Source organism: Microbacterium sp. NPDC077644, assembly GCF_040702785.1.
Taxonomy (GTDB): domain Bacteria; phylum Actinomycetota; class Actinomycetes; order Actinomycetales; family Microbacteriaceae; genus Microbacterium.
Map to the genome: position 1 here is coordinate 126,294 of NZ_JBFBME010000003.1, position 22,935 is coordinate 149,228.

Genomic DNA, 22,935 nt, shown 5'->3' on the forward strand with positions numbered 1-22,935 from the left:
AGATGAGCGAGGCAGACGAGGTCGACCGGATCGTCGGCGCATGGAACACCCAGCGTCCCGACCTGGACTTCTCGCCCCTCGAGGTGCTCTCCCGCATGGATCGGCTATCGCGTCATCTCGACCGGGCCAGGCGCGAGGTGTTCCGCCGCAGCGACATCGAGGCATGGGAGTGGGACGTGCTCTCCGCGCTCCGTCGTGCCGGCGCACCCTTCCAGCTCTCCCCCAAGCAGCTGCTGCAGCAGACGCTGGTCTCCAGCGGCACGATGACCAACCGCATCGACCGACTGGTCGGGCGGCGCTTCGTCCGGCGCGAAGCCGACCCCGGCGACGGGCGCAGCGTGCTCGTGACGCTCACCGACGACGGGCGCATCCGCGTGGACGCCGCCATCACCCGCCTCGTCGACGTCGAAGCCGATCTGCTGAAGTCCCTCTCTCGCGCGGACCGCGAGCGGATGGCCGCGCTGCTGCGCAAGCTCAGTCTGACCTTCGACCTGTGATGGCGGCATCCTGATGGCGATGCGATCGCCGCTGCCGGTGCGCGACGGAGTCGGCGCGACCCGCCTGCACGTGCCGATGAGCGGCCCCTGGCCGACCGTGAGTGCCTACATGGTCGAGCGCTTCTTCCACCTCGACCCCGAGCGGCTCCTGCGGCGATTCGACCGCGGCGAGATCGTCGCCTTCGACGGATCGGCCCTCACCCGCGACACTCCACTCGGTGCCGAGGAGTTCGTCTGGTACTACCGCGAACCGCCGGTCGAGGTCGAGATCCCGTTCGACCTCGAGATCGTGCACCACGACAACGACCTCCTCGTCGTCGACAAGCCGCACTTCCTGCCGACCACTCCTGCGGGCAAATACGTGCAGAACTCGGCTCTGGTGCGGCTGCGCCGCCGGTTCAACAACCCCGATCTCACCCCGATCCATCGCCTGGACCGCGCCACCGCAGGCCTCCTGATGTTCTCGACCAGGCCGCAGACCCGCGGCGCGTACCAGATGCTGTTCCAGGACCGGGCGATCGAGAAGGTCTATGAAGCCGTGTCCGCCCGGCCGGCAGGCTGGGCAGGATCCTTCCCGCAGACGGTGCGACTGCACATCGAGAAGTTCCGCGGGCAGGTGTGCGTCGTCGTCGATCCCGATCGCGAACCGAACTCCGAGACCCTGATCGAGCTCATCGACCAGTCTGACGACGTGATCCACACCCTGCTGCGCCCGCACACCGGCAAGATGCATCAACTGCGGGTGCATCTGGCGAGCGTCGGCATCGGCATCCTGCACGACAACCTCTACCCCGTGCTCACCGACGAGCGGCCGGACGACCACGACCGGCCGCTGCAGCTGCTCGCGCGCGAGCTGCGGTTCGTCGACCCGCTGTCGGGCCGGCCGCGCGAGTTCGTGACGCGGCGCACGCTGCAGTACGCCCCGCGCTGAGGGCATCCCGCAGAGGGCGGCGCGAGGAGCGTCAGCGACGCATGACCCGTCGCGCCAGCCACGTGCCGAGCATCTGCACCAGGTGCACGAACACGACGATCAGCACGATCGCAGCCCACATGACCACAGGTTCGAACTGGCGGAACCCGTAGATCAGGGCGAAGGCGCCCAGGCCGCCACCGCCGATGGCGCCGGCCATCGCCGTCATGTCGATCACGGCGACGACGATGAACGTGTAGCCGAGGATGAGCGGGCCCAGGGCCTCCGGGATCACCACGGTGAGGAGGATCCGCCACGGCCCCGCGCCCATCGAGCGGGCCGCCTCGACCACGCCGGGTGGAACCGAGACCAGGTGCTGCTCGACGATGCGTCCGATCGCGAACGAGGCCGCGACGCCGATCGCGAACGCGCCGGCCGTGACACCGATCCCCGTGCCGACGACGAGCCGCGTGAACGGCTGCAGCACAGCGAGGAAGATCACGAACGGGATCGGCCGGAAGAAGTTGATGATGAGGTTGACGATCCCGTAGATCACCCGGTTCGGCATCACTCCGCCCGAGCGCGTGGCGTAGGTCGCGACACCGATCACGAGGCCGAGGACGCCGCCGAGCACGAGCGCGAACGACGTCATGTACAGCGTCTCGACGGCGGCGGCCCAGAAGTCGCCCTGGAGTTCAATGAGGCGATCCATCAGCGCACCTCCCCTTCGAATCCGGCGTCCCCCTGGAGCTCCGTCACCGTGACGTGGGCGCCGATCTTCTCGAGGGCTGCGTCGATCGCGGCATCCGCGCCTCGCACGGCGAGGGTCAGGTGCCCGAAGGCGCGCCCGCGGATGTCGTTGATGCCCCCGTAGATGAGCTCGAACTCGAGCCCGGCGGCGGCGAGGTCGAGGAAGACCTGCGCCTGCGAAGAGTCGCCGTCGCGGAACGAGAACGTGACGATGCGGCCGCGGTGCCGCTCCTGGAGCACGGCGCGCTCGGCCGGTGAGGGGATGCCCTTGATCACCGTCCCGACGAAGCGCTGCGATGCCGGATGCTGCGGGTCCGAGAACACCTCGAACACGTCGCCCTGCTCGATCACGCGTCCGGAGTCCATGACGGCGACCTTGGTCGCGATGGTCTGGATCACGTCCATCTCATGCGTGATGATCACGATCGTGACGCCCTGCTCCTCGTTCACCCGCTTGAGCAGTGCGAGCACCTCGTGCGTGGTCTGCGGATCCAGAGCGCTGGTCGCCTCATCCGCGAGCAGGATCGCCGGTCTCGTGGCGAGAGCGCGGGCGATGCCGACGCGCTGCTTCTGGCCACCGGACAGCTGCTCGGGGAATGCCTTCGCCTTGTCGCTGAGGCCGACGAAGGCCAGCAGCTCCGTGACGCGCGCGTCGATGTCGGGCTTCGACCAGCCGGCGAGCTTCAGCGGATAGGCGATGTTCGCTCGAACCGATTTCGCGGCGAACAGGTTGAACTGCTGGAAGATCATGCCGATGCCGCCGCGCACGCCGCGCAGGTTGCGTTCGCTCAGTGCCGTGATGTCGGTTCCGTCGACGGTGATCCTTCCGCCGGTGGCGGGCTCCAGCGCATTGATGAGCCGGACGAGCGTGGACTTGCCTGCGCCCGAGTACCCGATGATGCCGAAGACGTCGCCCTTCTCCACGTGCAGCGTCACATCGTCGACCGCGGCGGTGGGCTGGGCGTCACGGCTCGACGGCGGATACGTCTTCGAGACGTTTTCGAGTGTCACGATCGGCATGGGTTCTCCGGTGGTTCTCTGAGCTGGACGTGAGAATCGGGCGGCACGAAGGCGCCGCCCGATTCTTTCACGCTGTGCTGATCAGCCGTTGGCCGCGACGTCCTTCTGAACGGTCGCGAGCGACTCGACGAGGTCGGCGACGGGCGTCTGCAGAGCGACGGCCGTGTTTCCCGAGGACTCCTGCAGCCCCTCCTGGACGGCTTCGTTCGTCTGGAAGATCTCGACGAGCTTCTGGTAGGTCTCGTTGTCGGCGTCCTCGGCGCGCGCGGCGAAGATGTTCACGTACGGCAGGGCGTTCGGGTCGGACGGGTCGTCCTGCGCGATCGCGTCCTCGAACGAGAGCCCCGCCTGGGTGACGAAGTCGTTGTTGATGATGGCTGCGGCGACGTCGGGCAGCGACGTCGGGATGAGCGCCGCCTCGAGGGCCTTGACCTTCACCTTCGACGCGGACTCGTCGACGTCGGCGAGGTCGGAGAAGATGGTACCGCCGCTCTTGAGTTCGATGAGGCCGGCCGACTGCAGCACGAGCAGCGCTCGGGCCTGGTTGGACGCGTCGTCCGGAACGGCGACGGTCTCGCCCTCCGGGATGCTGTCGACGTCGTCGTACTTCGTCGAGTAGAGGCCGAGCGGGTAGATCGCGGTGGAGCCGATCGGGGTGAGGTCCTCGCCCGATGCCTCGTTGTACTGCGCGAGGTACACGATGTGCTGGAACTGGTTGAGGTCGATCTCACCCTCGGTCAGCGCGGGGTTCGGCTGCTCGTAGGAGCCGAAGTCCACGAGCTCGACGGTGATGCCCTCTTCGGCTGCGGCATCCACGAAGGCGGGCCACTGCTCGTCGGACTTGCCGACGACACCGATCGTGACGACGTCGTCGTCACCTCCGGCGTTTCCGGCGCCGGTGGCGCAGCCGGCGAGGCCGATCACAAGAGGGAGCGCGGCGAGAGCGGCGACAGCGGAGACGACACGACGAGACATGGACAGAACCTTCCTGGTGGGATGCATCCACAGTAAGCAGGCGATCCGGCCGGGGCCGAATCCCCCGTCACAGAGCGTCACGGATCAATCGAGCCGCTCGCTGAGCTCCAGCCAGCGCAGTTCGTTCTCCTCGACCTCGGCCTCCAGCGCCGCGATGTCCTTCATCTTCGCGCCGAGGCCCTCGTAGTCGGACTGGTCGTGATCGACGAGAGCGTGCTTGGCCTTGTCGATCTGCTCGGTGAGCTTCTGGATCTTCCGCTCGAGAGCGGACACCTCCTTCTGCGCGGCGCGCAGTTCGGCCCCGGAGAGCGTGGATGCCGGGCTTCCCGCCCCCTGAGCCTGTCGAAGGGTCGCCGCGTCACCCGATTCGGATGCCGCCCGCAGCCGCAGGTATTCGTCCACGCCGCCGGGGAGGTGCCGGAGATGCCCGCCCATCACCGCGTACTGCTGGTCGGTGACGCGCTCGAGGAAGTACCGGTCATGGCTGACGACGAGGAGCGTGCCCGGCCAGGAGTCGAGGAGATCCTCGATCGCGGCGAGCATGTCGGTGTCCATGTCGTTGGTCGGCTCGTCGAGGATCAGCACGTTCGGCTGATCGAGCAGCACGAGCAGAAGCTGCAGGCGACGCTGCTGACCACCGGAGAGGTCCTTGACCTGCGTCGACAGTTGCGCGGACGAGAACCCGAGGCGCTCGAGGAGCTGACCGGGCGTCAGCGACTGCGCCTTCGAGCCGGCACCGAACGTGTACTCGGTGCGGAGGCCATTGATCACGGTGCGCACCGGGTCGTTCCAGTGCTGCTCGAGCTCGTCGATGCGCTGCGTCAGCGTGCGCACCTGGACGGTCGTTCCGCGCTTCACCCGGCCGCTGGTGGGCTCGATGGTGCCGGCGACGAGGCCCAGCAGAGTGGATTTGCCCGCACCGTTCACGCCCAGGATGCCGGTGCGCTCCCCCGGCGCGATCCGCCACTCGACGTCCCGAAGCACCTCGACCCCTGACCCTTCGACAGGCTCAGGGGTCGAAGGGTCGCCGTAGCGCACGCCGGCATCCAGCAGATCGACGACGTCCTTGCCGAGCCGCGAGACCGCGAGCGACTGCAACGAGACCTTGTCGCGGATCTCGGGCACGTCGGCGATGAGCTCGTTGGCCGCGTCGATCCGGAACTTCGGTTTGCTCGTGCGCGCGGGTGCGCCGCGGCGCAACCACGCGAGCTCCTTGCGGGCGAGGTTCTGCCGCTTCGCCTCGGTGGCGGCAGCCATCCGGTCGCGCTCGACGCGCTGCAGGATGTACGCGGCGTATCCGCCCTCGAACGGCTCGACGATCCGGTCGTGCACCTCCCATGTCTCGGTGCAGACCTCGTCGAGGAACCAGCGGTCGTGGGTGACCACGAGGAAGGCGCCGGAGTTCGCAGCCCAGCGCTTCTTGAGGTGCCCGGCGAGCCACGTGATCGCCTCGACGTCGAGGTGGTTCGTCGGCTCATCGAGCGCGATGATGTCCCACTCCTTCACGAGGAGCGCTGCCAGGGCCACCCGTCGGCGCTGACCCCCGCTGAGGCCGGCGACCGGAGCATCCCACGACAGATCCGCGAGCAGGCCCTGGATCACGTCGCGCACCCGGGGGTCGCCCGCCCACTCGTACTCGGGGACGTCGCCGACGACGGACTGCGCGATCGTGAGCGCATCGTCGAGCGTGTCCGCCTGGTCGAGCACGCCGACCGTCGTTCCGGCGCGGACGGTCACGCGCCCGGCATCCGGCTGCTTGCGCCCGGCGAGCATCGCGAGCAGCGAGCTCTTGCCGTCACCGTTGCGGCCGACGATGCCGATCCGGTCGCCCTCTTCGATCCCCAGGGTGATGGAGTCGAAGACGACCTTGGTCGGGTATTCCAGATGCAGGCCTTCGGCCCCGAGAAGATGTGCCATGTCCTCTCCAGGGTAGTCGCCGTATACGGGACGAGCCGCCCGGCCCCGAAGGACCGGACGGCTCGCGTGCCCAGTGGCTGCTTACTTGTAGGACTCGACGATCTCGAGGAGGCTCGGCACGTTGGCGTAGGCCTCGGCCGCGTTCTCCTTCGTGACGATGAGCGGCTCGAGCAGGTACGACGGAACGACCTTCGCGCCGTTGTCGTACTGCTCGGTGTCGTTGACGTCGACCTCTTCGCCCTTCTGGAGCTGACCGATCATCTTGATGGTCTGCTCGACGAGGAGCGTGGTGTCCTTGTTGATCGTGGAGTACTGGATGCCCTCCATGATCGACTTGACCGACTCGACCTCGGAGTCCTGACCGGTCACGACCGGGACGGGCTTTCCGGCCTGCTGCACCGAGGTGATGATGGCGCGGGCGAGCGTGTCGTTCGGCGAGAGGACGCCGTCGATCACCGTGTCGCCGCTGTACGAGCCGGTGAGCAGGGTGTCCATGCGGTTCTGGGCGTTCTCGGCCAGCCAGCCCTCGGTCGCGGTCTGCGCGATCGCGGTCTGACCCGAGACGACCTTCAGCGTGCCGTCGTCGATCTTCGGCTGCAGCACGTCCATCGCACCGTTGAAGAACACGGCGGAGTTCGCGTCATCGGGCGAACCCGAGAACAGCTCGATGTTGTACGGAGCGTCGTGGCCGGCGCGCTCGGCGAGGCCGTCGAGCAGAGCCTGGCCCTGCAGCTGACCGACCTTGAAGTTGTCGAACGCGACGTAGTAGTCGACGGCCTCGGTGTTCTCGATGAGTCGGTCGTACGCGATCACGTAGGCGCCGGCATCCTTGGCCGCCTGCACCTGCGTGGCCAGCTGCTTGCCGTCCTTCGCGCCGATGACGATGACCTTGGCGCCGTTGGTGACCATGGCCTGGATCTGGTTCTGCTGCTCGGCGACCGTGTTGGATGCCGGGGCGTACTGCACGTCGGCCTTGAAGCCGGCGTCGGCCAGGCCGTCCTCGAACAGCTTGCCGGCGAGCACCCAGTTCTCACTGGTCTTGTCCGGAAGCGCGATGCCGATGGTCGATCCGGCGTCGAAACCGGTGGTCTCCTCCGAGCCGGTGTCGGTGCCGGTGTCGCCGCCGCCGCGCTGCCCGGAGCAGCCGGTGAGGGCGAGTGCGGATGCGGCGACGAGCGCTGTCGCTGCGAGTGCGATCTTCTTCATGCGATCTCTTTCTCTGGTGGTTGGTGGGATTACTTGGACTTCGGGAAATCGGTGAGGTTCGGAGCATCCGCCTTGCTGCGTCTGCGCGTGATGAAGCCGATCAGCGACGGGCGGCCCTGCTGCTTGTTCCACACGTCGATGCCGACGGCGACCAGCAGCACGAGGCCCTTGATCATCGAGACGACATCGGCGCCCTGGCCGAGCAGGGCCAGGCCGTTGTTGAGGAACGCCATCACCAGACCACCGATGATCGAGCCGATCACCGTGCCGATGCCGCCGGCGACGGCCGCGCCGCCGATGAAGACCGAGGCGATGGCATCCAGCTCCCAGCCGGTGCCGTCGTTCGGGCCGGAGGCCTGCGACCGGGCGACGAAGATCATGCCGGCGAGGGCCGCGAGCATCGACATGTTCATCATGACGAAGAAGTCGATCCAGCGGTCCTTGACGCCCGACAGGCGCGCCGCCTGACGGTTGCCGCCGACCGCGTAGATGTGGCGGCCGAAGACCGTGCTGTTGGTGACGAACGAGTAGATGATCACGAGCGCCAGCAGAATGAGGCCGGGAACCGGGAAGCTCGTGCCGGGGCGGCCGGTGGCGAACATCCAGCCGGCGGCGAGGATCACGATGGAGATGAGCACGACCTTCGTGGTGCTCACCCACAGCGGGGCCGTGTCCGAGCCCATCTTGCGCTGGATGCGACGGGTGCGGATCTCCCAGAAGATCACCCAGCCGACGCCGAGGAGCGCGAGCACCATGGTGAGCACGTTGAAGTCCAGTGGGACAGCGAGCTCGGGCAGGTAGCCGGTGCCGATGATCTGGAAGCCCTTGGGCACCGGAATCGTCTGCGCATCGCCGATGAACTGCTGCGCGCCGCGGAAGAACAGCATTCCGGCCAGCGTCACGATGAACGCCGGAACTCCGACGTACGCGACCCAGAATCCTTGCCAGGCTCCCACCAGAGCCCCCACCAGCAGGCCGAACAGGATCGCCAGCGGCCAGGGAAGATCCCAATCGGCCATGGACTTCGCGACGATGATGCCGACGAAGGCCGCCACCGATCCGACCGACAGGTCGATGTGCCCCATGATGATGACCATCACCATGCCGATCGCGAGGATCAGGATGAACGAGTACTGGTTGATGACGTTGATGAGGTTGCCCGGCGTCAGCGTCGCACCGTTCGGGCCGTTGCGCACGAGGGTCAGGATCTCGAACAGCACGATGATGACGATCAGGCTGCCGAGGATGCCGAACTGGCGCAGCGACGACGTGCCTCCGCCGCCGAACATCTTCCTGATGTCTGCGAAGTGGAATCCGCGCCTCTCGGCCGGGGTCGTGCTGGTCATGCGGTCGCCTTCTGATTCGTGGAGGTCATGCTGCGCATGAGCGCCTCCGGGGTGGCCTGGTCTGCGGGGATGCAGTCGGTGACGCGTCCCTCGAAGATCGTGTAGATGCGGTCGGAGATGCCCATCAGCTCGGGCAGCTCGCTGGAGATCACGATGACGCCCTTGCCGGAGGCGGCGAGCTCGTTGATGATCGTGTAGATCTCGTACTTGGCCCCGACGTCGATGCCTCGGGTGGGCTCGTCGAGGATCAGCAGATCAGGGTCGGTGAACATCCACTTCGCGAGGACGACCTTCTGCTGGTTCCCGCCGGAGAGGGTCGACACGCCCTGGTTCACCGTCGGCGTCTTGATGCGCAGCGCCTTGCGGTAGCGCTCGGCGACCGTGAACTCCTCGCGCTTGTCGACGACGCCGCGGCGGGCGAGCTTGGACAGTTTGGCCGAGACGATGGATCGCTTGATCGTGTCGAGGAGGTTCAGCCCCAGGCTCTTGCGGTCCTCGCTCACGTACGCCAGGCCATGGCGGATCGCGCTGGCGACGTCGCGGATCTCGATCTCTTCGCCGTCCTTGAAGACCTGACCGCCGAGGAACGTGCCGTAGGAGCGGCCGAAGATGCTGCGGGCGAACTCGGTGCGCCCGGCGCCCATGAGGCCGGCGATGCCGACCACCTCGCCGCGGCGCACGTTGAGCGACGAGCCCTTGACGACCATGCGCTCGCTGACGGTCGGATGCTGCACCCACCAGTCCTTGACCTCGAAGAACACCTCGCCGATGTCGGGTGTGCGATCGGGGTACCGGCTCTCGAGCGAGCGGCCGACCATGCCGTGGATGATGCGGTCCTCGTTGATCTCGCCCTTGGTGATGTCGAGGGTCTCGACCGTGCGGCCGTCGCGGATGATCGTGATCTCGTCGGCGATCTGCTCGATCTCGTTGAGCTTGTGGCTGATCATGATCGACGCGATGCCCTTGGCCTTCAGCCCCAGGATCAGATCGAGCAGGTGCTGCGAGTCGTTCTCGTTCAGCGCCGCGGTCGGCTCGTCGAGGATGAGGAGCTTGACGTCCTTGTTCAGGGCCTTGGCGATCTCGACGAGCTGCTGCTTGCCGACGCCGAGGTGCTTGATCGCGATGTCGGGGTCCTCGGAGAGGCCGACACGGGCGAGCAGTTCGGTGGCACGGGTCTTGGATGCCCGCCAGTCGATCACGCCGCCGTGGCGGATCTCGTTGCCGAGGAAGATGTTCTCGGTGATCGACAGCTCCGGGATCAGAGCGAGCTCCTGGTGGATGATCGCGATGCCGGCTTGCTCGCTGGCGGCGATGTCCTTGAACCGCTGCTCCTCGCCGTAGAGCAGGATGTCCCCGTCGTACGAGCCGTAGGGGTAGACGCCCGAGAGCACCTTCATCAGGGTGGACTTGCCGGCGCCGTTCTCACCGCAGATCGCGTGGATCTCTCCAGCGCGCACGGCGATCGACACATCGGAGAGCGCCTTCACGCCGGGAAACTCCTTGGTGATGCTGCGCATCTCCAGGATCGGCCCTGACACGGTCGGCAACGTCGCTGTGCTGCTCACGAATCTTCCTCGATACTCGACGGTCACCTTCGATGTGACCGTTCACATGAGACACAAGTTTGCGCTCACCCGACCCCGGTGTCAAGTGGAGCCCGGATTTTGTGTCGTTATCGCGACGCGCTCGACGAGCGCAGCCGCAGCTGAGGCACGGCGGGCCCGAACTTCGGCGTCTGCTCGCCGCGGATCTCGGCGAGCAGGATCTCCACCGCGCGGCGGCCCAGCGTCGGGAAGTCCTGGTGCACGGTCGTCAGCGGCGGCCAGACATGCGCCGCGACGGGAATGTCATCGAAACCCACCACGCTCACCTCGCGCGGCACGTCGATCCCGGCATCCCGGAACCCGTGCATCAGACCGATGGCCATGAGGTCGTTCGCGGCGAACACCGCCGTGAAGTCCCGCCGTCTGGCGAGCTCCTGCCCCGCGAAATGGCCGAAGTCGGCCGTCCAGTCGCCGCGGATCGGCGGGAACGTCGGAAGGTCCGCCTCCCGCAGCGCGTCGAGGTATCCGCGCATGCGCGATTCCGCCTCGATCCAGTCCTGCGGGCCCGCCAGATGCAGGATGTCGGTGTGGCCGAGCTCGATCAGGTGCTCCGTGACCGCGCGCGCACCGGCCACCTGGTCGGCCGAGAGCGTGTATCCGTCCGACCCGGATGCCGTCTGCAGACTGACCAGCGGCACCCCGACGGCCATACCGCGCAGGACGTTGAACACCCGCACCTGCGGCGCGAGCGCGACGATGCCGCTGACCTGCTCCCGGCCGAGCTGGCGGATCGCATCGCCGATCGCCTCGGGCGTCGTCTCGGGAAGATTGACCGTCGTCACCGAGTAGCCCTCGGATCGGGCGGCATCCTCGATGCTCGCGATCGACGACGTCGGACCGAACTCCCCGATCGTCGCCGACAGCACGCCGATCGTATGGGTCCTGCTGGTGACGAGAGCGCGGGCGGCGAGATTCGGCTTGTAGTCGAGGACGGCGATCGCGTCCTCGACGCGTTTGCGCGTCTCCGGGCGGATGCTCGGATGATCGTTGAGCACCCGGGAAACGGTCTGGTGCGAGACTCCGGCCAGCCGCGCGACATCGCGGATGCTGGGGACGCGTGCACGCTCGCCGGAGGCCGCCATGGCATCGCCTCCCTTGCGTGTGCACGGTCACATTCGTCGTCCCATTATGTCCCGAGTGCACAACGAGCGCGCAAGCCGTGTGCCCCCGGTTGTCCGATCGGCACGATCAGGAGGTGCGCAGACCTCCCGGGGCCGTCACGAGATGATGCGGGCGCCGGGCACGGGTCCGTGCACGTGCAGGGCCGTCCGCCCGGCATCCTGCAGCTCGGCCTGGACGTACTGCGCGCTCTCGGGCGTCTCGCACAGGAACGCGATCGTCGGCCCGGATCCCGAGACGATGCCGCTGAGCGCACCCGCGTGCAGACCCTCATTGATGACGTCATCCAGGGCGGGGCGCTCGAGCAGGGCGGGTACCTCGAGATCGTTGAACATGGATGCCGCGAGCGAATGCGGGTCGCCGGCGCGCAGCGCCTGCAGCACCGGGATCGGCACGTCGAGCGACAGCGGCGGATCGTCGGCGAGGGCACCGCTCTCGGCCCGGTGCGCGTCGAGCCTGGCGTAGATCTCGGGCGTCGAGAGTCCGTGCTCGCTCGTCACCAGCACCCAGTCCAAGCGTCCGCGCGCGAGTGCGGGGTTGAGCTGATCGCCCCGCCCCGTGCCGACGGCCGTGCCGCCGTGCAGCGCGAACGGCACGTCGGCGCCCAGGCGCGCGGCGAACTCGTGCAGGCGCTGCGACGAGAGCCCCGTGCCCCACAGCGCATCGCAGGCGACGAGCGCGGCGGCGGCATCCGCCGAGCCTCCGCCCATACCCCCCGCCACGGGAACGCCTTTGCGCAGCTCCAGGTGCACTCCCCCGTCGTGACCGGTCGCCGCGGCGAGCATCTTGGCCGCGCGCATCGCGAGATTGCGGTCGTCGAGGGGAACGTCACCCGGTCCGGCTGCGCCCGTCACACTGAGGGTGAAGTCGTCGGCGGTGGTGGCGATGACGTCCTCGTAGAGCGAGACCGCCTGGAACACGGTGGCGAGGGCGTGATAGCCGTCGTCGTGGCGCCCGCCGACTCCAAGGTAGACGTTGATCTTGCCCGGCGCGCGCACGTGCACGGACGCGGGGAATTCGGCGAGTGTCACGATCTGCTCACAGCGACGAGGAGGGCGCCCAGAGGTTGACGTCGACGGTGCCGGCGAGGGCGTCGATACGGTCGAGCTGCTCGGCGCTGAACGCCGGGCCGCCGACCGCCGCGATGTTCTCGTCGAGCTGCGCGGGCCGCGAGGCTCCGATCAGCGCCGAGGCGACCACGGGGTCGCGCAGCGTCCACTGCAGAGCCATCTGCGCGAGGGTCTGGTCGCGCTCCTGCGCGATCTCGTTCAGCGAGCGGAGCACCCCGAGCGCCTCGTCGGAGAGCCTGCCGTCGGGCAGGGATCCGCGCTTCTGCGCGCGCTGCGCGGTGCCGTCGCCGAGGTACTTGTCGGTGAGCAGGCCCTGCGCGAGCGGGGTGAAGGCGATGGCGCCGACCCCCTCGGAACGCAGCGTGTCGGTGAGCTCCGGCTCGATCCACCGGTTGAGGATCGAGTACGAGGGCTGGTGGATCACGAGCGGCGTGCCGAGGTCGCGCGCGACCGCGAGGGCATGCGCCGTGCGCTCCGCGCTGTACGAGGAGATGCCCACGTAGAGCGCCTTGCCCTGCCGGACCAGGGTGTCCAGCGCGCCGACCGTCTCCTCGATCGGGGTGACCGGGTCGACGCGGTGCGAGTAGAAGATGTCGACGTAGTCGAGGTTCATGCTCGCGAGCGAGCGCTCGGCGCTGGCCAGGATGTACTTGCGGCTTCCGAGGTCGCCGTACGGCCCCGGCCACATGTCCCACCCGGCCTTCGACGAGATGATCAGCTCGTCGCGGTAGGGGCGGAGGTCTTCGCTGTAGATCCGGCCGAAGTTCTTCTCGGCCGAACCGTGCGGGGGTCCGTAGTTGTTCGCCAGGTCGAAGTGGGTGATGCCGCGATCGAACGCGTGACGAAGAAGCGCGCGCTGGTTGTCGAGGGGGATGTTGTCGCCGAAATTCCACCACAGGCCGAGCGAGATCGGCGGCAGGAAGAGCCCCGACGAGCCCACCTGGCGGTACTCGAACTGGTCATAGCGCGCGGCGTCCGCCGCATAGGGACGATGGATGTCTGGCACGTCGGAGCGGTAGCGCGGCGAATCGGTCACGCAACCAGGTTAGTCCCGAAGCGTCAGCCCTGAAGCGCGAGGGCGATCCGCACGAAGTCCGAGATCGTCAACTGCTCGCCGCGCGCGGTCGGTGCGACCCCGGCCCGCTCGAGAACCGCCGACGCTTCTGCGGCCGATCCGCCGAGAACCGTCGCGAGAGCCTGCCTGAGCATCTTGCGACGCTGCTGGAAAGCGGCATCCACGATCTGGAACGTCGCCCGGCGCAGCGCCTCATCGCCTCGCGGCACGTCATCGCGCTCGAAGGCGACCAGCACGCTGTCGACGTTCGGCACGGGCCAGAAGACCTGCCGCGACACGTGGCCCGCCAGCCGCCACGGCCCGTACCAGGCCGCCTTCACGCTCGGCGCGCCGTACACCTTGCTGCCGGGAGGGGCGGCAAGACGCTCCCCCACCTCGGCCTGGACCATGACGACGCCACGGCGGATGCTGTCGAAGGACTCCATGAAGTGCAGCAGAACCGGCACCGAGACGTTGTACGGCAGGTTCGCCACGAGGACGGCGGGGTCGCCCGGGAGTTCGGTGACGCGCAGCGCGTCGGCGTCGACCACGGTGAGGGCGTCGTCCGGGACGCCGTGCTCGGCGGCGGTCTGCGGCAGACGGGCCGCGAGCCGGTGGTCGATCTCGACGGCGGTGACGGATGCTCCGGTCTCGAGGATCGCGAGCGTCAACGATCCGAGGCCGGGACCGACCTCCACCACGCGCTCCCCCGCCTGCACGCCGCCGACATGCACGATCTTGCGCACGGTGTTGGCGTCGACGACGAAGTTCTGCCCGAGTTTCTTGGTCGGGGTGACGTCGAGCTCGGCGGCGAGGCGGCGGATCTCGGTCGCGCCGAGCAGTGTCACGGTCATCCTGCCATTGTCCCCCATGCGCACTACTGTGTACGGGTGCCCACACTCGGCGAGCTCATCGCGCCCCGCAGACTCGGTCGCGACTTCCGCTGGCTGCTGGCGTCGTCGTGGACCAGCAACATCGGCGACGGCATCGCGCTGGCCGCCGCTCCGCTGCTGATCGCCTCGCTCACCTCATCGCCGATCCTCGTCGCGCTCGGCGCCGTGCTGCAGTTCCTGCCCTGGCTCGTCTTCGGGCTGCACGCCGGGGCCATCGCCGACCGGTTCGACCGGCGTCGCCTCGTCATGTTCGCCAACGCGGCGCGGATGCTCGTGCTCGGCGCCCTGTGCGTCTTCATCGTCACCGGCACGGCGAACATCTGGGTCGTGCTCGCGACCGCATTCCTCTACCGCACGGCCGAGGTGTTCGTCGACACGACCTCCAGCACCCTGCTGCCGATGCTCGTGAAGCCCGCCGACCTCGGCGTGGGCAACGCCAGGCTGCAGGCCGGGTATCTCGTGGCGAACCAGTTCGCCGGTCCTCCGATCGGCGCGTTCCTGTTCGCCGCAGGGGCCGCCTGGCCGTTCCTCGTCGAGGTGATCTGCATCGGCTTCGCCGTCGTCCTCATCTCGCGGATGGCAGTCACGCCGATCCCGCCGCGCGAGACCGAGGCGCGCACGCCGGTGCACACCGACATCGCCGAGGGCGTGAAGTGGATGTGGCGCAACCCGCCCGTGCGGATGCTGGTTCTCATCATCCTCACGTTCAACATCACCTGGGCGGCGCCCTGGGGCATCCTCGTCCTCTACGCCACCGAGCACCTGCACATGGGTCCGGTCGGGTACGGCATGCTCACCACGGCATCGGCGCTCGGCGGCATCCTGGCGACCGTCACCTTCGGCTGGATGGAGCGGCACGTGTCGTTCGCGACGCTCATGCGCGTGGCGCTGTCGCTCGAAGTGCTGATGCACCTCGCCTTCGCGCTCACGACAGTCGGATGGGTGGCGCTGGTGATCATGTTCGTCTTCGGAACCTACGCGTTCGTGTGGGGCACCATATCGACGACCGTGCGCCAACGGCTCGTGCCGCACGCACTGCAGGGGCGGGTCGCATCGGTCAACATGGTCGGCGTCTTCGGCGGGATGGTGATCGGGCAGGCGCTCGGCGGCATCATCGCGCAGCTGTGGGGACTGACCGCACCGTGGTGGTTCGCCTTCGGCGGGGCCGCGATCACCCTGCTGCTGGTCTGGAAGCCGATCTCGCACATCGTGAACGCGAAGCCTGCGATCGACGAGGTGGATGCTCAGTCGGCGAAGGAGCCGTAGACCCGCAGGGTGTTCTCGGCGATCTGCGCGGCGAGATCGTCGACCGGCAGATCGAGCTCGGCAGCCATGAAGCGCAGCGTGATGGGCACGAGGTACGGCGCGTTCGGGCGGCCGCGCAGCGGGGTCGGGGTCAGGAACGGGGCATCCGTCTCGACGAGGATGCGGTCCAGCGGCGTGACGGCCAGCGCGTCCCGCAGGTTCTGCGCGTTCTTGAAGGTCACATTGCCCGCGAAGGACAGGTGATAGCCGGCATCCGCGCAGACACGCGCCATGGCGTCGTCACCCGAGAAGCAGTGGAAGACCGTGCGCTCCGGGGCACCGACGCGGGCGAGCGTCTCGAGGACCTCGTCATGCGCGTCTCGATCGTGGATCTGCATCGCGATGCCGTGCTTCCTGGCGAGCGCGATGTGCGCCTCGAAGGATTCGAACTGCGCGTCCCGCCCCTCGGGCCCGGTTCGGAAGAAGTCCAGGCCCGTCTCGCCGATCGCCCGCACGCGCGGGTGCGCGGCGAGCTCGTCGATCACGGCGATCGCCTCAGCGAGCCGACCGGCCTCGGCGTACACCGGGGCGTCGTTCGGATGGATCGCGACGGCTGCGAGGACGCGGGGGTCGGCGGATGCGGCATCCACCGCCCAGCGCGACGACTCGATGTCGCCCGAGGCCTGGACGACACCGGCGATGCCGACCGCCTCCGCCCGATCGAGCTGCTCGGTGAGCGTGAGCGGGTCGTCGCCGTCGGTGATCTCGAGGTGCGCGTGGTTGTCGTACACCGGCACCGTCAGCGGTTCGGGTGCGGGCGGGTACCGGAGGTCCTTGCGGCCGCCTGCCGCCCGCTCCCGGACGTACTGACTCGGGTTGTCGGTCAAGCCGGCTGCTCCACGCGGGGGAACAGCGGTGCCAGGGTCTGCACGGTCGTTCCAGGGGCGAGCTTGCCCCAGGCTCCGGCCTCACGGAGAGGCTGCTCCTGCAGGGCACCGAGCGTCTCAGCGGCACCGAGCGCCGACCACAGCTTCCCGGTCGACTGCGGCATCACCGGGGACAGGAGCACGGCGAGCGCCCGCAGACCCTCGGCGCACGTGTACAGCACGGTGCCGAGGCGCCCGCGCTGGGCGTCGTCGCGGGCGAGGGCCCACGGCTCGTTGTCGGTGATGTAGCCGTTGAGCTCGTCGACGATCGTCCAGATCGAGCGGATCGCCTCGTCGATGCGGAACTGCTCGATCGCGGCATCCGCCGCCTTCGCGGCGTCCGCCACCGTCTTCTGGATCGCCAGATCCTGCTCGGCGTACTCGGCCGGCTCGGGGACCGTTCCGCCGAAGTACTTCTCGATCATCGCGATCGTGCGCGAGGCGAGGTTGCCGAAGCCGTTCGCGAGCTCGGCCTGGTATCGGGCCGACAGGTCCTCCCACGAGAACGAGCCGTCCTGCCCGAAGGCGATGGCGGAGAGGAAGTAGAAGCGGTACGCGTCCGAGCCGAAGACGTCGGTGATCTCGGTTGGCGCGATGCCGGTGAGCTTCGACTTCGACATCTTCTCGCCGCCGACGAGCAGCCAGCCGTGCGCGAAGACGCCCTTGGGCACATCGACGCCGGCGGCCATCAGCAGCGCGGGCCAGATCACGGCGTGGAAGCGCAGGATGTCCTTGCCGACCACGTGGTACGCGGGCCAGCGGCGGGCGAAGGTCTCCGCGCCCTCCGAACCGGGCTCTGCGCCGTATCCGACCGCCGTGGCGTAATTGAGGAGCGCGTCGACCCATACGTAGATGACGTGCGACTCGTCCCAGGGCAGCGGGATGCCCCAGTCGAAGGTCGAGCGCGAGATGGAGAGGTCCTTCAGACCCTGGCTGACGAACGAGACGACCTCGTTGCGTGCCGAGTGCGGGCGCACGAAGTCGGGCTCGTTCTTGTACAGCTCGAGCAGCCGGTCCTGGAACTCGCTGAGCTTGAAGAAGTAGTTCTTCTCCTGCAGGAGCTCGAGCGGCTTGGAGTGGATCGCACAGACCTTGAGCCCCTCGAAGGGACCGGTGCCATCGACGATCTCCGACTCGGGCTTGAACTCCTCACAGCCCACGCAGTACAGCGCCTCGTACTCGCCGGCGTAGATGTAGCCCGCGTCGTAGAGCCGCTGGAAGAACACCTGAACGTTGCGCTCATGCCGCTCCTGTGTGGTGCGGATGAAGTCGTCGTTGGCGACGTCGAGCGTCTCCAGCAGCGGGAACCAGCTCTCGGAGACGAGCTTGTCGACCCACTGCTGCGGGGTGACGCCGTTGGCCGCGGCGGCACGGAGCATCTTCTGGCCGTGCTCGTCGGTGCCGGTCAGCATCCAGGTGTCATCACCCGACTGCCGGTGCCAGCGGGCGAGCGTGTCGACCGCCACCGACGTGTACCCGTGACCGATGTGCGGCACATCGGAGGGGTAGTAGATGGGCGTGGTGATGTAGAACGATTCGCCAGCGGGCATGCGGTCAATTCTAGGCGGGATGCCGCGGGCGGGTGCTCGTGTGTCGAGGACGCCCTGGCTCGCACTCGGTGATCATCGTCGCGCATCCGATTCGGAGAATCGCACGAACTTCGGATCGATTCGCAGGAATGGTCCGAACCTGCCGCAATCCTCCGAAGAACGTGCTGGGCGTTTCGCGGTCCGTCGAAGAAGCCGATGAGCAACGAGCCGCCGGGCGTCAGAACGCGCGCGAACTCGCTCAGCACCGCCGGGATCTCTGCGGGCGGCGTGTGGATCAGGGAGTACCAGGCGAGGATGCCGCCGAGCGAGGCGTCTGCGACGGGAAGCGTGCGGAAGCTGGCGGCCTCGAACCTCAGATGCGGGTATGTGCAGCGCGCGCTCGCCAGGAACTCCTCGGAGATGTCGACGCCCTGGACCTCACGATGACCGTCGTGGAGGAAGTCCGTCCACAGGCCCGGCCCGCAACCGGCATCCAGCAACGGCCCCTCCGTCGCATCGCGCCATGCCGCGATGAGACTGCGGTCTGCGGCATCCATCTGATCGACGCTCCCGGCGATCTCGATGTACTCCGCGGCGCGCGCGTCGTAGGCCGCGGCGATCGAGTCGTCCGTCATCGCGAGCGGGACGCCAGCGCCTGTTGGTACAGATCGCGGGAGCTGAGACCGGTGGAGGCGGCGACTTCGGCGCAGGCATCCTTCAGGCGCATGCCGGCCTCGACGAGCGCCTGAACCTGAGCGCCGGCATCCTCCGCGGATGCGACGACGGGAGCCGCGCCCTCGACGACGACGACGATCTCGCCCTTGACGCCGCCTTCCGCCCACGCGGCCAGATCGGACGCCGTGCCGCGTCGCACCTCTTCGTACATCTTGGTGAGTTCCCGGCACACGGCGATCCGGCGGTCGTCGCCGAAGGCATCGCCCATGTCGGCGAGCGCGGATGCCAGGCGCGACGGCGACTCGAAGAAGATCATCGTCCGTGGCTCTGCGGCGAGAGCCCGCAGTTCGCGCCGCCGCTCCCCCGGCTTGCGCGGCAGGAAGCCCTCGAACGTGAAGCGGTCGGTCGGGAGCCCTGAGATCGCCAGCGCCATGATGACCGCGCTCGGTCCGGGGATCGCCGTCACGGTCACGCCGGCGTCGACCGCCGCGGCGACCAGTCCGTACCCGGGATCGCTGACGGCCGGCATCCCGGCGTCGCTGACGACGACGACATCCTCGTCCTCGGCGAGCGCGACCAGCTCGGCGGCCTTCTGCTTCTCGTTGTGGTCGTGGAGGGCGACCAGTCGCGGCCGGTTCTCGATCTGCAGGGCCCTCAGCAGATGCGCGGTGGTGCGCGTGTCCTCCGCGGCTACGACCTGCGCGTTCTCGAGGGCTTCGATGAGCCGCCGCGAAGCGTCGCCGAGATTGCCGATCGGAGTCGCCGCGAGGATGATCACCTCTTCAGCTTAGGGAGTCGGCTCTAGGCTTGTGCCGTGTCCGAGCCCGCGCCCCTCCTCCCTCCGCCCGCGGAGCGCCTGACGGTGTGGGACAGGCTCCGCGACCGCTTGCTGCTCGACCCGGACTGGAGCCGTGTCGTGCGGTGGCTCGCGCCGCTCGTGGTCACCGCGATCGCAGCCGTGCTGCGGCTCGCGAACCTCGCGCACCCGCACACGCTTGCCTTCGACGAGACGTACTACGTGAAGGACGCGTGGTCGCTGTGGCTGCTCGGCTATGAAGGAACCTGGGGCGACGGCGCGAACGAGGCGTTCCTCACCGGCGACACGAGCTCGTTGAGCGAGACCGGGAGCTTCGTCGTGCATCCGCCGCTCGGCAAGTGGATCATCGCGCTGGGCATGGCGGCGTTCGGAGCGGGCAACAGCGCCGCGTGGCGGCTGATGGTCGCGCTCGTCGGCACGGCCACGGTGCTGCTGGTGTACCTCGTGGCCAAGCAGCTCACCCGTTCAATCGTCGCCGCGACGGTCGCGGGCATCCTTCTCGCGATCGACGGGCTCAGCATCGTCATGAGCCGGATCGGGCTGCTCGACGGCATCCTGACCTTCTTCATCCTGCTCGGATTCCTGTTCGTCCTGCTCGACCGACGGCGCACGATCCCGCTCATCGAGGCCGCGGGCGCCGGCCTGTGGGGGCGCGTGGTCTGGCGGCGTCCGTGGGTGCTCGCAGCGGGCGTCGCCCTCGGCGGTGCCGCCGCGGTGAAGTGGTCCGGCCTGTACGCGCTGGCCGGCTTCGGGATCTACCTCGTGGTCACCGATGCCCTCGCGCGCCGGCGCGCCGGCGTCGCGTACTGGCCGATGGATGCCGCCGCCCGTCAAGGGGTCGTGTCGTTCCTGCTGCTCGTCCCTGCTGCGGCGCTCACCTACGTCGTGTCGTGGACGGGATGGCTCGTCACCGCAGGCGGATACGACCGGCAGTCCGACGCGAATCCGCTCGTCGCGCTGTGGAACTATCACGAGGCGATCTACGCGTTCCACGTCGGGCTGAGCTCGGGGCACCCGTACGCGAGCCCGGCGTGGCAGTGGCCCCTGCTGCTGCGGCCGACCGCGGTGTGGACGGGAGACGATCAGACGTGCGGGACGGATCACTGCATCTCGGTGATCTCGACCGTTCCCAACCCGCTGATCTGGTACGCGGGTGTCGCCGCGGCGCTCTATCTGCTGTACCGGTTCGTGCGCGGGCTCGTCGAGCGCCGACCGATGCCCTGGACCTACGGTCTCCCCCTCGTGGGCCTCGCGGTGACGTACGTGCCGTGGCTGCTCTACCCGGAACGGACGATCTTCCAGTTCTACACGGTCGTGATGGTGCCGTTCCTGGTCCTCTCGCTGACGCTGGCGCTGCGCGACATCGGCGGCCGCCGCGAGGACCCGCTCTACCGCCGTCAGGCCGGTGAGCGCACCGCGGTGGTGTTCCTCATCGTGGTCGTCCTCGTCTCCGCGTTCTTCTACCCCGTGTGGACCGGAATGAACGTGCCGTACGACTTCTGGCTCATCCACAACTGGATGCCGACCTGGATCTGATCGCGCGCGGCGCTGCTCCGTTCAGCGCTCGAGCGCGAGCGCGGCGGCATCCGACACCGGCAGGCGGCACACGAACGCGCGGCAGTCGTACGCGACCCCCGTCGTCGCCGAGCGACCCGCGAACAGGTCGAAACCGGCATCCTCGAACGCCTGGGCCTGCGCCGGCGTGACGACGGCGATGACGTCGGCATCCGCCCGGCCCGCGGCCTGCGCCAGCAAACCACCCGGCGCCGAGGTCACCACCACGATCTGGCGGGGAGGTTCGGCGAGGTCGGCGGCGACGCCCAGCAGAGAGCCATGACCGAACGGATGCTGCAGACCGGATGCCGCATGCACCCTCACCTGCTCCTCTGCCGCATCCCGGTACCGCTCCCCCGCGCCCAGCCGCCACGCGGTGAGCGCGGCCCCGGCGAGCGCCGCGACACCGGACGGCAGGTCGCCGTCGGTGCTGTCGGGGGCGGATGCCACACCGTGCGACGCCAGCACCGGATCGGCCTGCGCTCCGTGCGCCAGGACGTCGTCGAGGATCTCGCGCCCGCGGACCGCCCACGCGGCATCGCCGGTGGCGACGGCGAGCGCGAACAGTCCGTCCGCGAGCAGCGCGAGATCGGCCAGCGTCGCGACCGCGTCTGCGGCGACGCCATCGAGCGACGATCGCACGAGGCGACCTGCGGGCGAGCGGTTCACGCGCAGCACGAACTGCGCAGCCTCCGCGGCCGCCGTCGCCCACGACGACTCCCCGAGCGCCGCACTGGCCCGTGCGAGCGCGGCGATCGCGAGGCCGTTCCATCCGGTGATGACCTTGCCGTCGACCGCGGGCGGATCGAGCTCCGCCCGCTCGGCCACGGGTCGCAGGTAGTAGCCGCCCTCGGTGCGTTCGCCCCCGATCATCGACTCCGAATCCTGAGCGGCGCCGAACCCGCCGCCGCTCTGCCGCAGCGTCTGCAGCAAGAACTGCGCGATGCCTCGTGCGGTCTGCTCGTCGCCGGCGTGCAGTGCGACATCGAGGAGCTGGGCGTTGTCGGTCAGCATCCGCTCGTAGTGCGGCACGGTCCAGTCCCGCTGCGTCGCGTACCGGAAGAAGCCGCCGTCTTCATCTCGCAGATCGGATGCCGCCATCGCGGCGAGCGCACGATCCGCGGCACCCGCGGCGTCCGGCGCCTCACGGCGCACGAGCGGATGCTGCAGAAACCCCAGGGTCGTCGCGACGGGGAACTTCGGGGCGCCACCGAAGCCGCCGAACGATCTGTCCTCGCGTGCGGCGATCGCCTCGGCGGCCGCGACGAGGTTCGGCGTCGACGGCGCATCGGACGGTGCGACCGCGGCGGCCTGCGCCAGCGCCTCGGCGACGGCATCCGCCGATTCGACGGCCTGATCACGGCGCACCGTCCACGCCTCCTTCACCGCCGCGAGCACATCGCGGAATCCCGGCATCCCGCCGCGCGCCTCGGGCGGCCAGTAGGTGCCGGCGTAGAACGTGCGGCCCTGCGGCGTCGCGAAGATCGTCAGCGGCCAGCCGAGGTTCTGCGTGAACGCCGCGGCCGCCGCCATGTAGGCGCCGTCGACGTCGGGATGCTCTTCACGGTCGACCTTGATCGCCACGAAGTCGGCGTCGATGAGTTCGGCGATCTCGGGCGAGGAGAACGACTCCCGCGCCATGACGTGGCACCAGTGGCACGTGGAGTAGCCGATCGAGATCAGCAGCGGGACGTCCCGGCGCTGCGCCTCGGCGAAGGCATCACCTGACCACGGCCACCAATCGACGGGGTTGTCGGCGTGCGCGCGCAGGTACGGGCTGAGGGTTCCGGCCAGGCGGTTCATGCCCTCACGCTACGCCCAGACCGCA

Annotated in this window: 19 protein-coding genes and 1 pseudogene; 4 read left to right on the top strand and 16 right to left on the bottom strand. The window is 68.5% G+C overall.

The genetic code is table 11. The annotated features are described in order from the left end of the window. Window positions 1–2 precede the first annotated feature (2 nt). Complete coding sequence (locus tag AB0269_RS12630) at window positions 3–497, top strand: MarR family transcriptional regulator (RefSeq protein ID WP_366211624.1); 495 nt, start codon at window positions 3–5, stop codon at window positions 495–497. A 19-nt stretch (window positions 498–516) separates the two neighbouring features. Beyond that, window positions 517–1,428 carry a pseudouridine synthase gene (locus AB0269_RS12635; protein WP_366211625.1) on the top strand — a complete coding sequence of 304 codons (912 nt, stop codon included), beginning with the start codon at window positions 517–519 and terminating at the stop codon, window positions 1,426–1,428. A gap of 31 nt (window positions 1,429–1,459) precedes the next feature. Here the strand turns inward: AB0269_RS12635 and AB0269_RS12640 are convergent, their stop codons facing one another. The 11 genes from AB0269_RS12640 to rsmA all read right to left on the bottom strand — a co-directional run bounded on the left by AB0269_RS12640 (window position 1,460) and on the right by rsmA (window position 14,322). Further along, window positions 1,460–2,119, bottom strand: a complete 660-nt coding sequence (locus tag AB0269_RS12640) for an ABC transporter permease subunit (protein ID WP_366211626.1) — start codon at window positions 2,117–2,119, stop codon at window positions 1,460–1,462. After that, entirely contained in the window at window positions 2,119–3,177 is a 1,059-nt protein-coding gene (locus AB0269_RS12645) for a methionine ABC transporter ATP-binding protein (RefSeq protein ID WP_366211627.1), read from the bottom strand. The genes AB0269_RS12640 and AB0269_RS12645 overlap by 1 nt, the downstream gene beginning before the upstream one ends. Before the next feature lie 81 nt (window positions 3,178–3,258). Continuing rightward, the gene (locus tag AB0269_RS12650; RefSeq protein WP_366211628.1) at window positions 3,259–4,152 is read right to left on the bottom strand and encodes a MetQ/NlpA family ABC transporter substrate-binding protein; all 894 of its coding nucleotides are present in this window, start codon (window positions 4,150–4,152) and stop codon (window positions 3,259–3,261) included. An 84-nt stretch (window positions 4,153–4,236) separates the two neighbouring features. Continuing rightward, entirely contained in the window at window positions 4,237–6,069 is a 1,833-nt protein-coding gene (locus AB0269_RS12655) for an ABC-F family ATP-binding cassette domain-containing protein (RefSeq protein WP_366211629.1), read from the bottom strand. A gap of 81 nt (window positions 6,070–6,150) precedes the next feature. After that, a complete protein-coding gene (locus AB0269_RS12660) occupies window positions 6,151–7,275 on the bottom strand; it encodes a sugar-binding protein (protein WP_366211630.1) in 1,125 nt (374 codons plus the stop codon). A 29-nt stretch (window positions 7,276–7,304) separates the two neighbouring features. Continuing rightward, window positions 7,305–8,621 (bottom strand): multiple monosaccharide ABC transporter permease, encoded by a 1,317-nt coding sequence (mmsB, locus tag AB0269_RS12665; RefSeq protein WP_366211631.1) that lies wholly within the window; start codon window positions 8,619–8,621, stop codon window positions 7,305–7,307. Next, complete coding sequence (mmsA, locus tag AB0269_RS12670; RefSeq protein ID WP_366211856.1) at window positions 8,618–10,138, bottom strand: multiple monosaccharide ABC transporter ATP-binding protein; 1,521 nt, start codon at window positions 10,136–10,138, stop codon at window positions 8,618–8,620. The genes mmsB and mmsA overlap by 4 nt, the downstream gene beginning before the upstream one ends. Before the next feature lie 155 nt (window positions 10,139–10,293). After that, a complete protein-coding gene (locus AB0269_RS12675) occupies window positions 10,294–11,307 on the bottom strand; it encodes a LacI family DNA-binding transcriptional regulator (RefSeq protein WP_366211632.1) in 1,014 nt (337 codons plus the stop codon). Between the two features lie 135 nt (window positions 11,308–11,442). Next, the gene (locus tag AB0269_RS12680; protein WP_366211633.1) at window positions 11,443–12,375 is read right to left on the bottom strand and encodes a 4-(cytidine 5'-diphospho)-2-C-methyl-D-erythritol kinase; all 933 of its coding nucleotides are present in this window, start codon (window positions 12,373–12,375) and stop codon (window positions 11,443–11,445) included. Between the two features lie 7 nt (window positions 12,376–12,382). Continuing rightward, complete coding sequence (locus AB0269_RS12685; protein WP_366211634.1) at window positions 12,383–13,450, bottom strand: aldo/keto reductase; 1,068 nt, start codon at window positions 13,448–13,450, stop codon at window positions 12,383–12,385. Between the two features lie 23 nt (window positions 13,451–13,473). Beyond that, the gene (rsmA, locus tag AB0269_RS12690; RefSeq protein ID WP_366211635.1) at window positions 13,474–14,322 is read right to left on the bottom strand and encodes a 16S rRNA (adenine(1518)-N(6)/adenine(1519)-N(6))-dimethyltransferase RsmA; all 849 of its coding nucleotides are present in this window, start codon (window positions 14,320–14,322) and stop codon (window positions 13,474–13,476) included. Between the two features lie 36 nt (window positions 14,323–14,358). Between rsmA and AB0269_RS12695 the strand changes: the two genes are divergently transcribed. Next, window positions 14,359–15,627 carry an MFS transporter gene (locus AB0269_RS12695; RefSeq protein ID WP_366211636.1) on the top strand — a complete coding sequence of 423 codons (1,269 nt, stop codon included), beginning with the start codon at window positions 14,359–14,361 and terminating at the stop codon, window positions 15,625–15,627. On the opposite strand, the gene AB0269_RS12700 is transcribed toward AB0269_RS12695, so the two are convergent. From AB0269_RS12700 to rsmI, 4 genes and pseudogenes are all read right to left on the bottom strand, one after another. Beyond that, a complete protein-coding gene (locus tag AB0269_RS12700) occupies window positions 15,606–16,493 on the bottom strand; it encodes a TatD family hydrolase (protein ID WP_366211637.1) in 888 nt (295 codons plus the stop codon). The two genes, AB0269_RS12695 and AB0269_RS12700, sit on opposite strands and share 22 nt — an antisense overlap. After that, on the bottom strand, window positions 16,490–18,082 hold the full coding sequence (metG, locus tag AB0269_RS12705; protein WP_366211638.1) for a methionine--tRNA ligase: 1,593 nt from the start codon (window positions 18,080–18,082) through the stop codon (window positions 16,490–16,492). The genes AB0269_RS12700 and metG overlap by 4 nt, the downstream gene beginning before the upstream one ends. Window positions 18,083–18,300: 218 nt before the next feature. Continuing rightward, window positions 18,301–18,696 (bottom strand): annotated as a pseudogene (locus AB0269_RS12710) (class I SAM-dependent methyltransferase); the annotation flags it as partial. Next, window positions 18,693–19,514 (bottom strand): 16S rRNA (cytidine(1402)-2'-O)-methyltransferase, encoded by an 822-nt coding sequence (gene rsmI / locus AB0269_RS12715; RefSeq protein WP_366211639.1) that lies wholly within the window; start codon window positions 19,512–19,514, stop codon window positions 18,693–18,695. The gene rsmI and the pseudogene AB0269_RS12710, both read right to left, overlap by 4 nt. 36 nt (window positions 19,515–19,550) lie before the next feature. Here rsmI and AB0269_RS12720 point away from each other — a divergent pair, with 36 nt between their 5' ends. After that, window positions 19,551–21,089 carry a phospholipid carrier-dependent glycosyltransferase gene (locus AB0269_RS12720; protein WP_366211640.1) on the top strand — a complete coding sequence of 513 codons (1,539 nt, stop codon included), beginning with the start codon at window positions 19,551–19,553 and terminating at the stop codon, window positions 21,087–21,089. Window positions 21,090–21,110: 21 nt separating this feature from the next. Here AB0269_RS12720 and AB0269_RS12725 read toward each other — a convergent pair whose 3' ends face one another. After that, complete coding sequence (locus tag AB0269_RS12725) at window positions 21,111–22,910, bottom strand: DUF255 domain-containing protein (protein WP_366211641.1); 1,800 nt, start codon at window positions 22,908–22,910, stop codon at window positions 21,111–21,113. Window positions 22,911–22,935 lie beyond the last annotated feature (25 nt).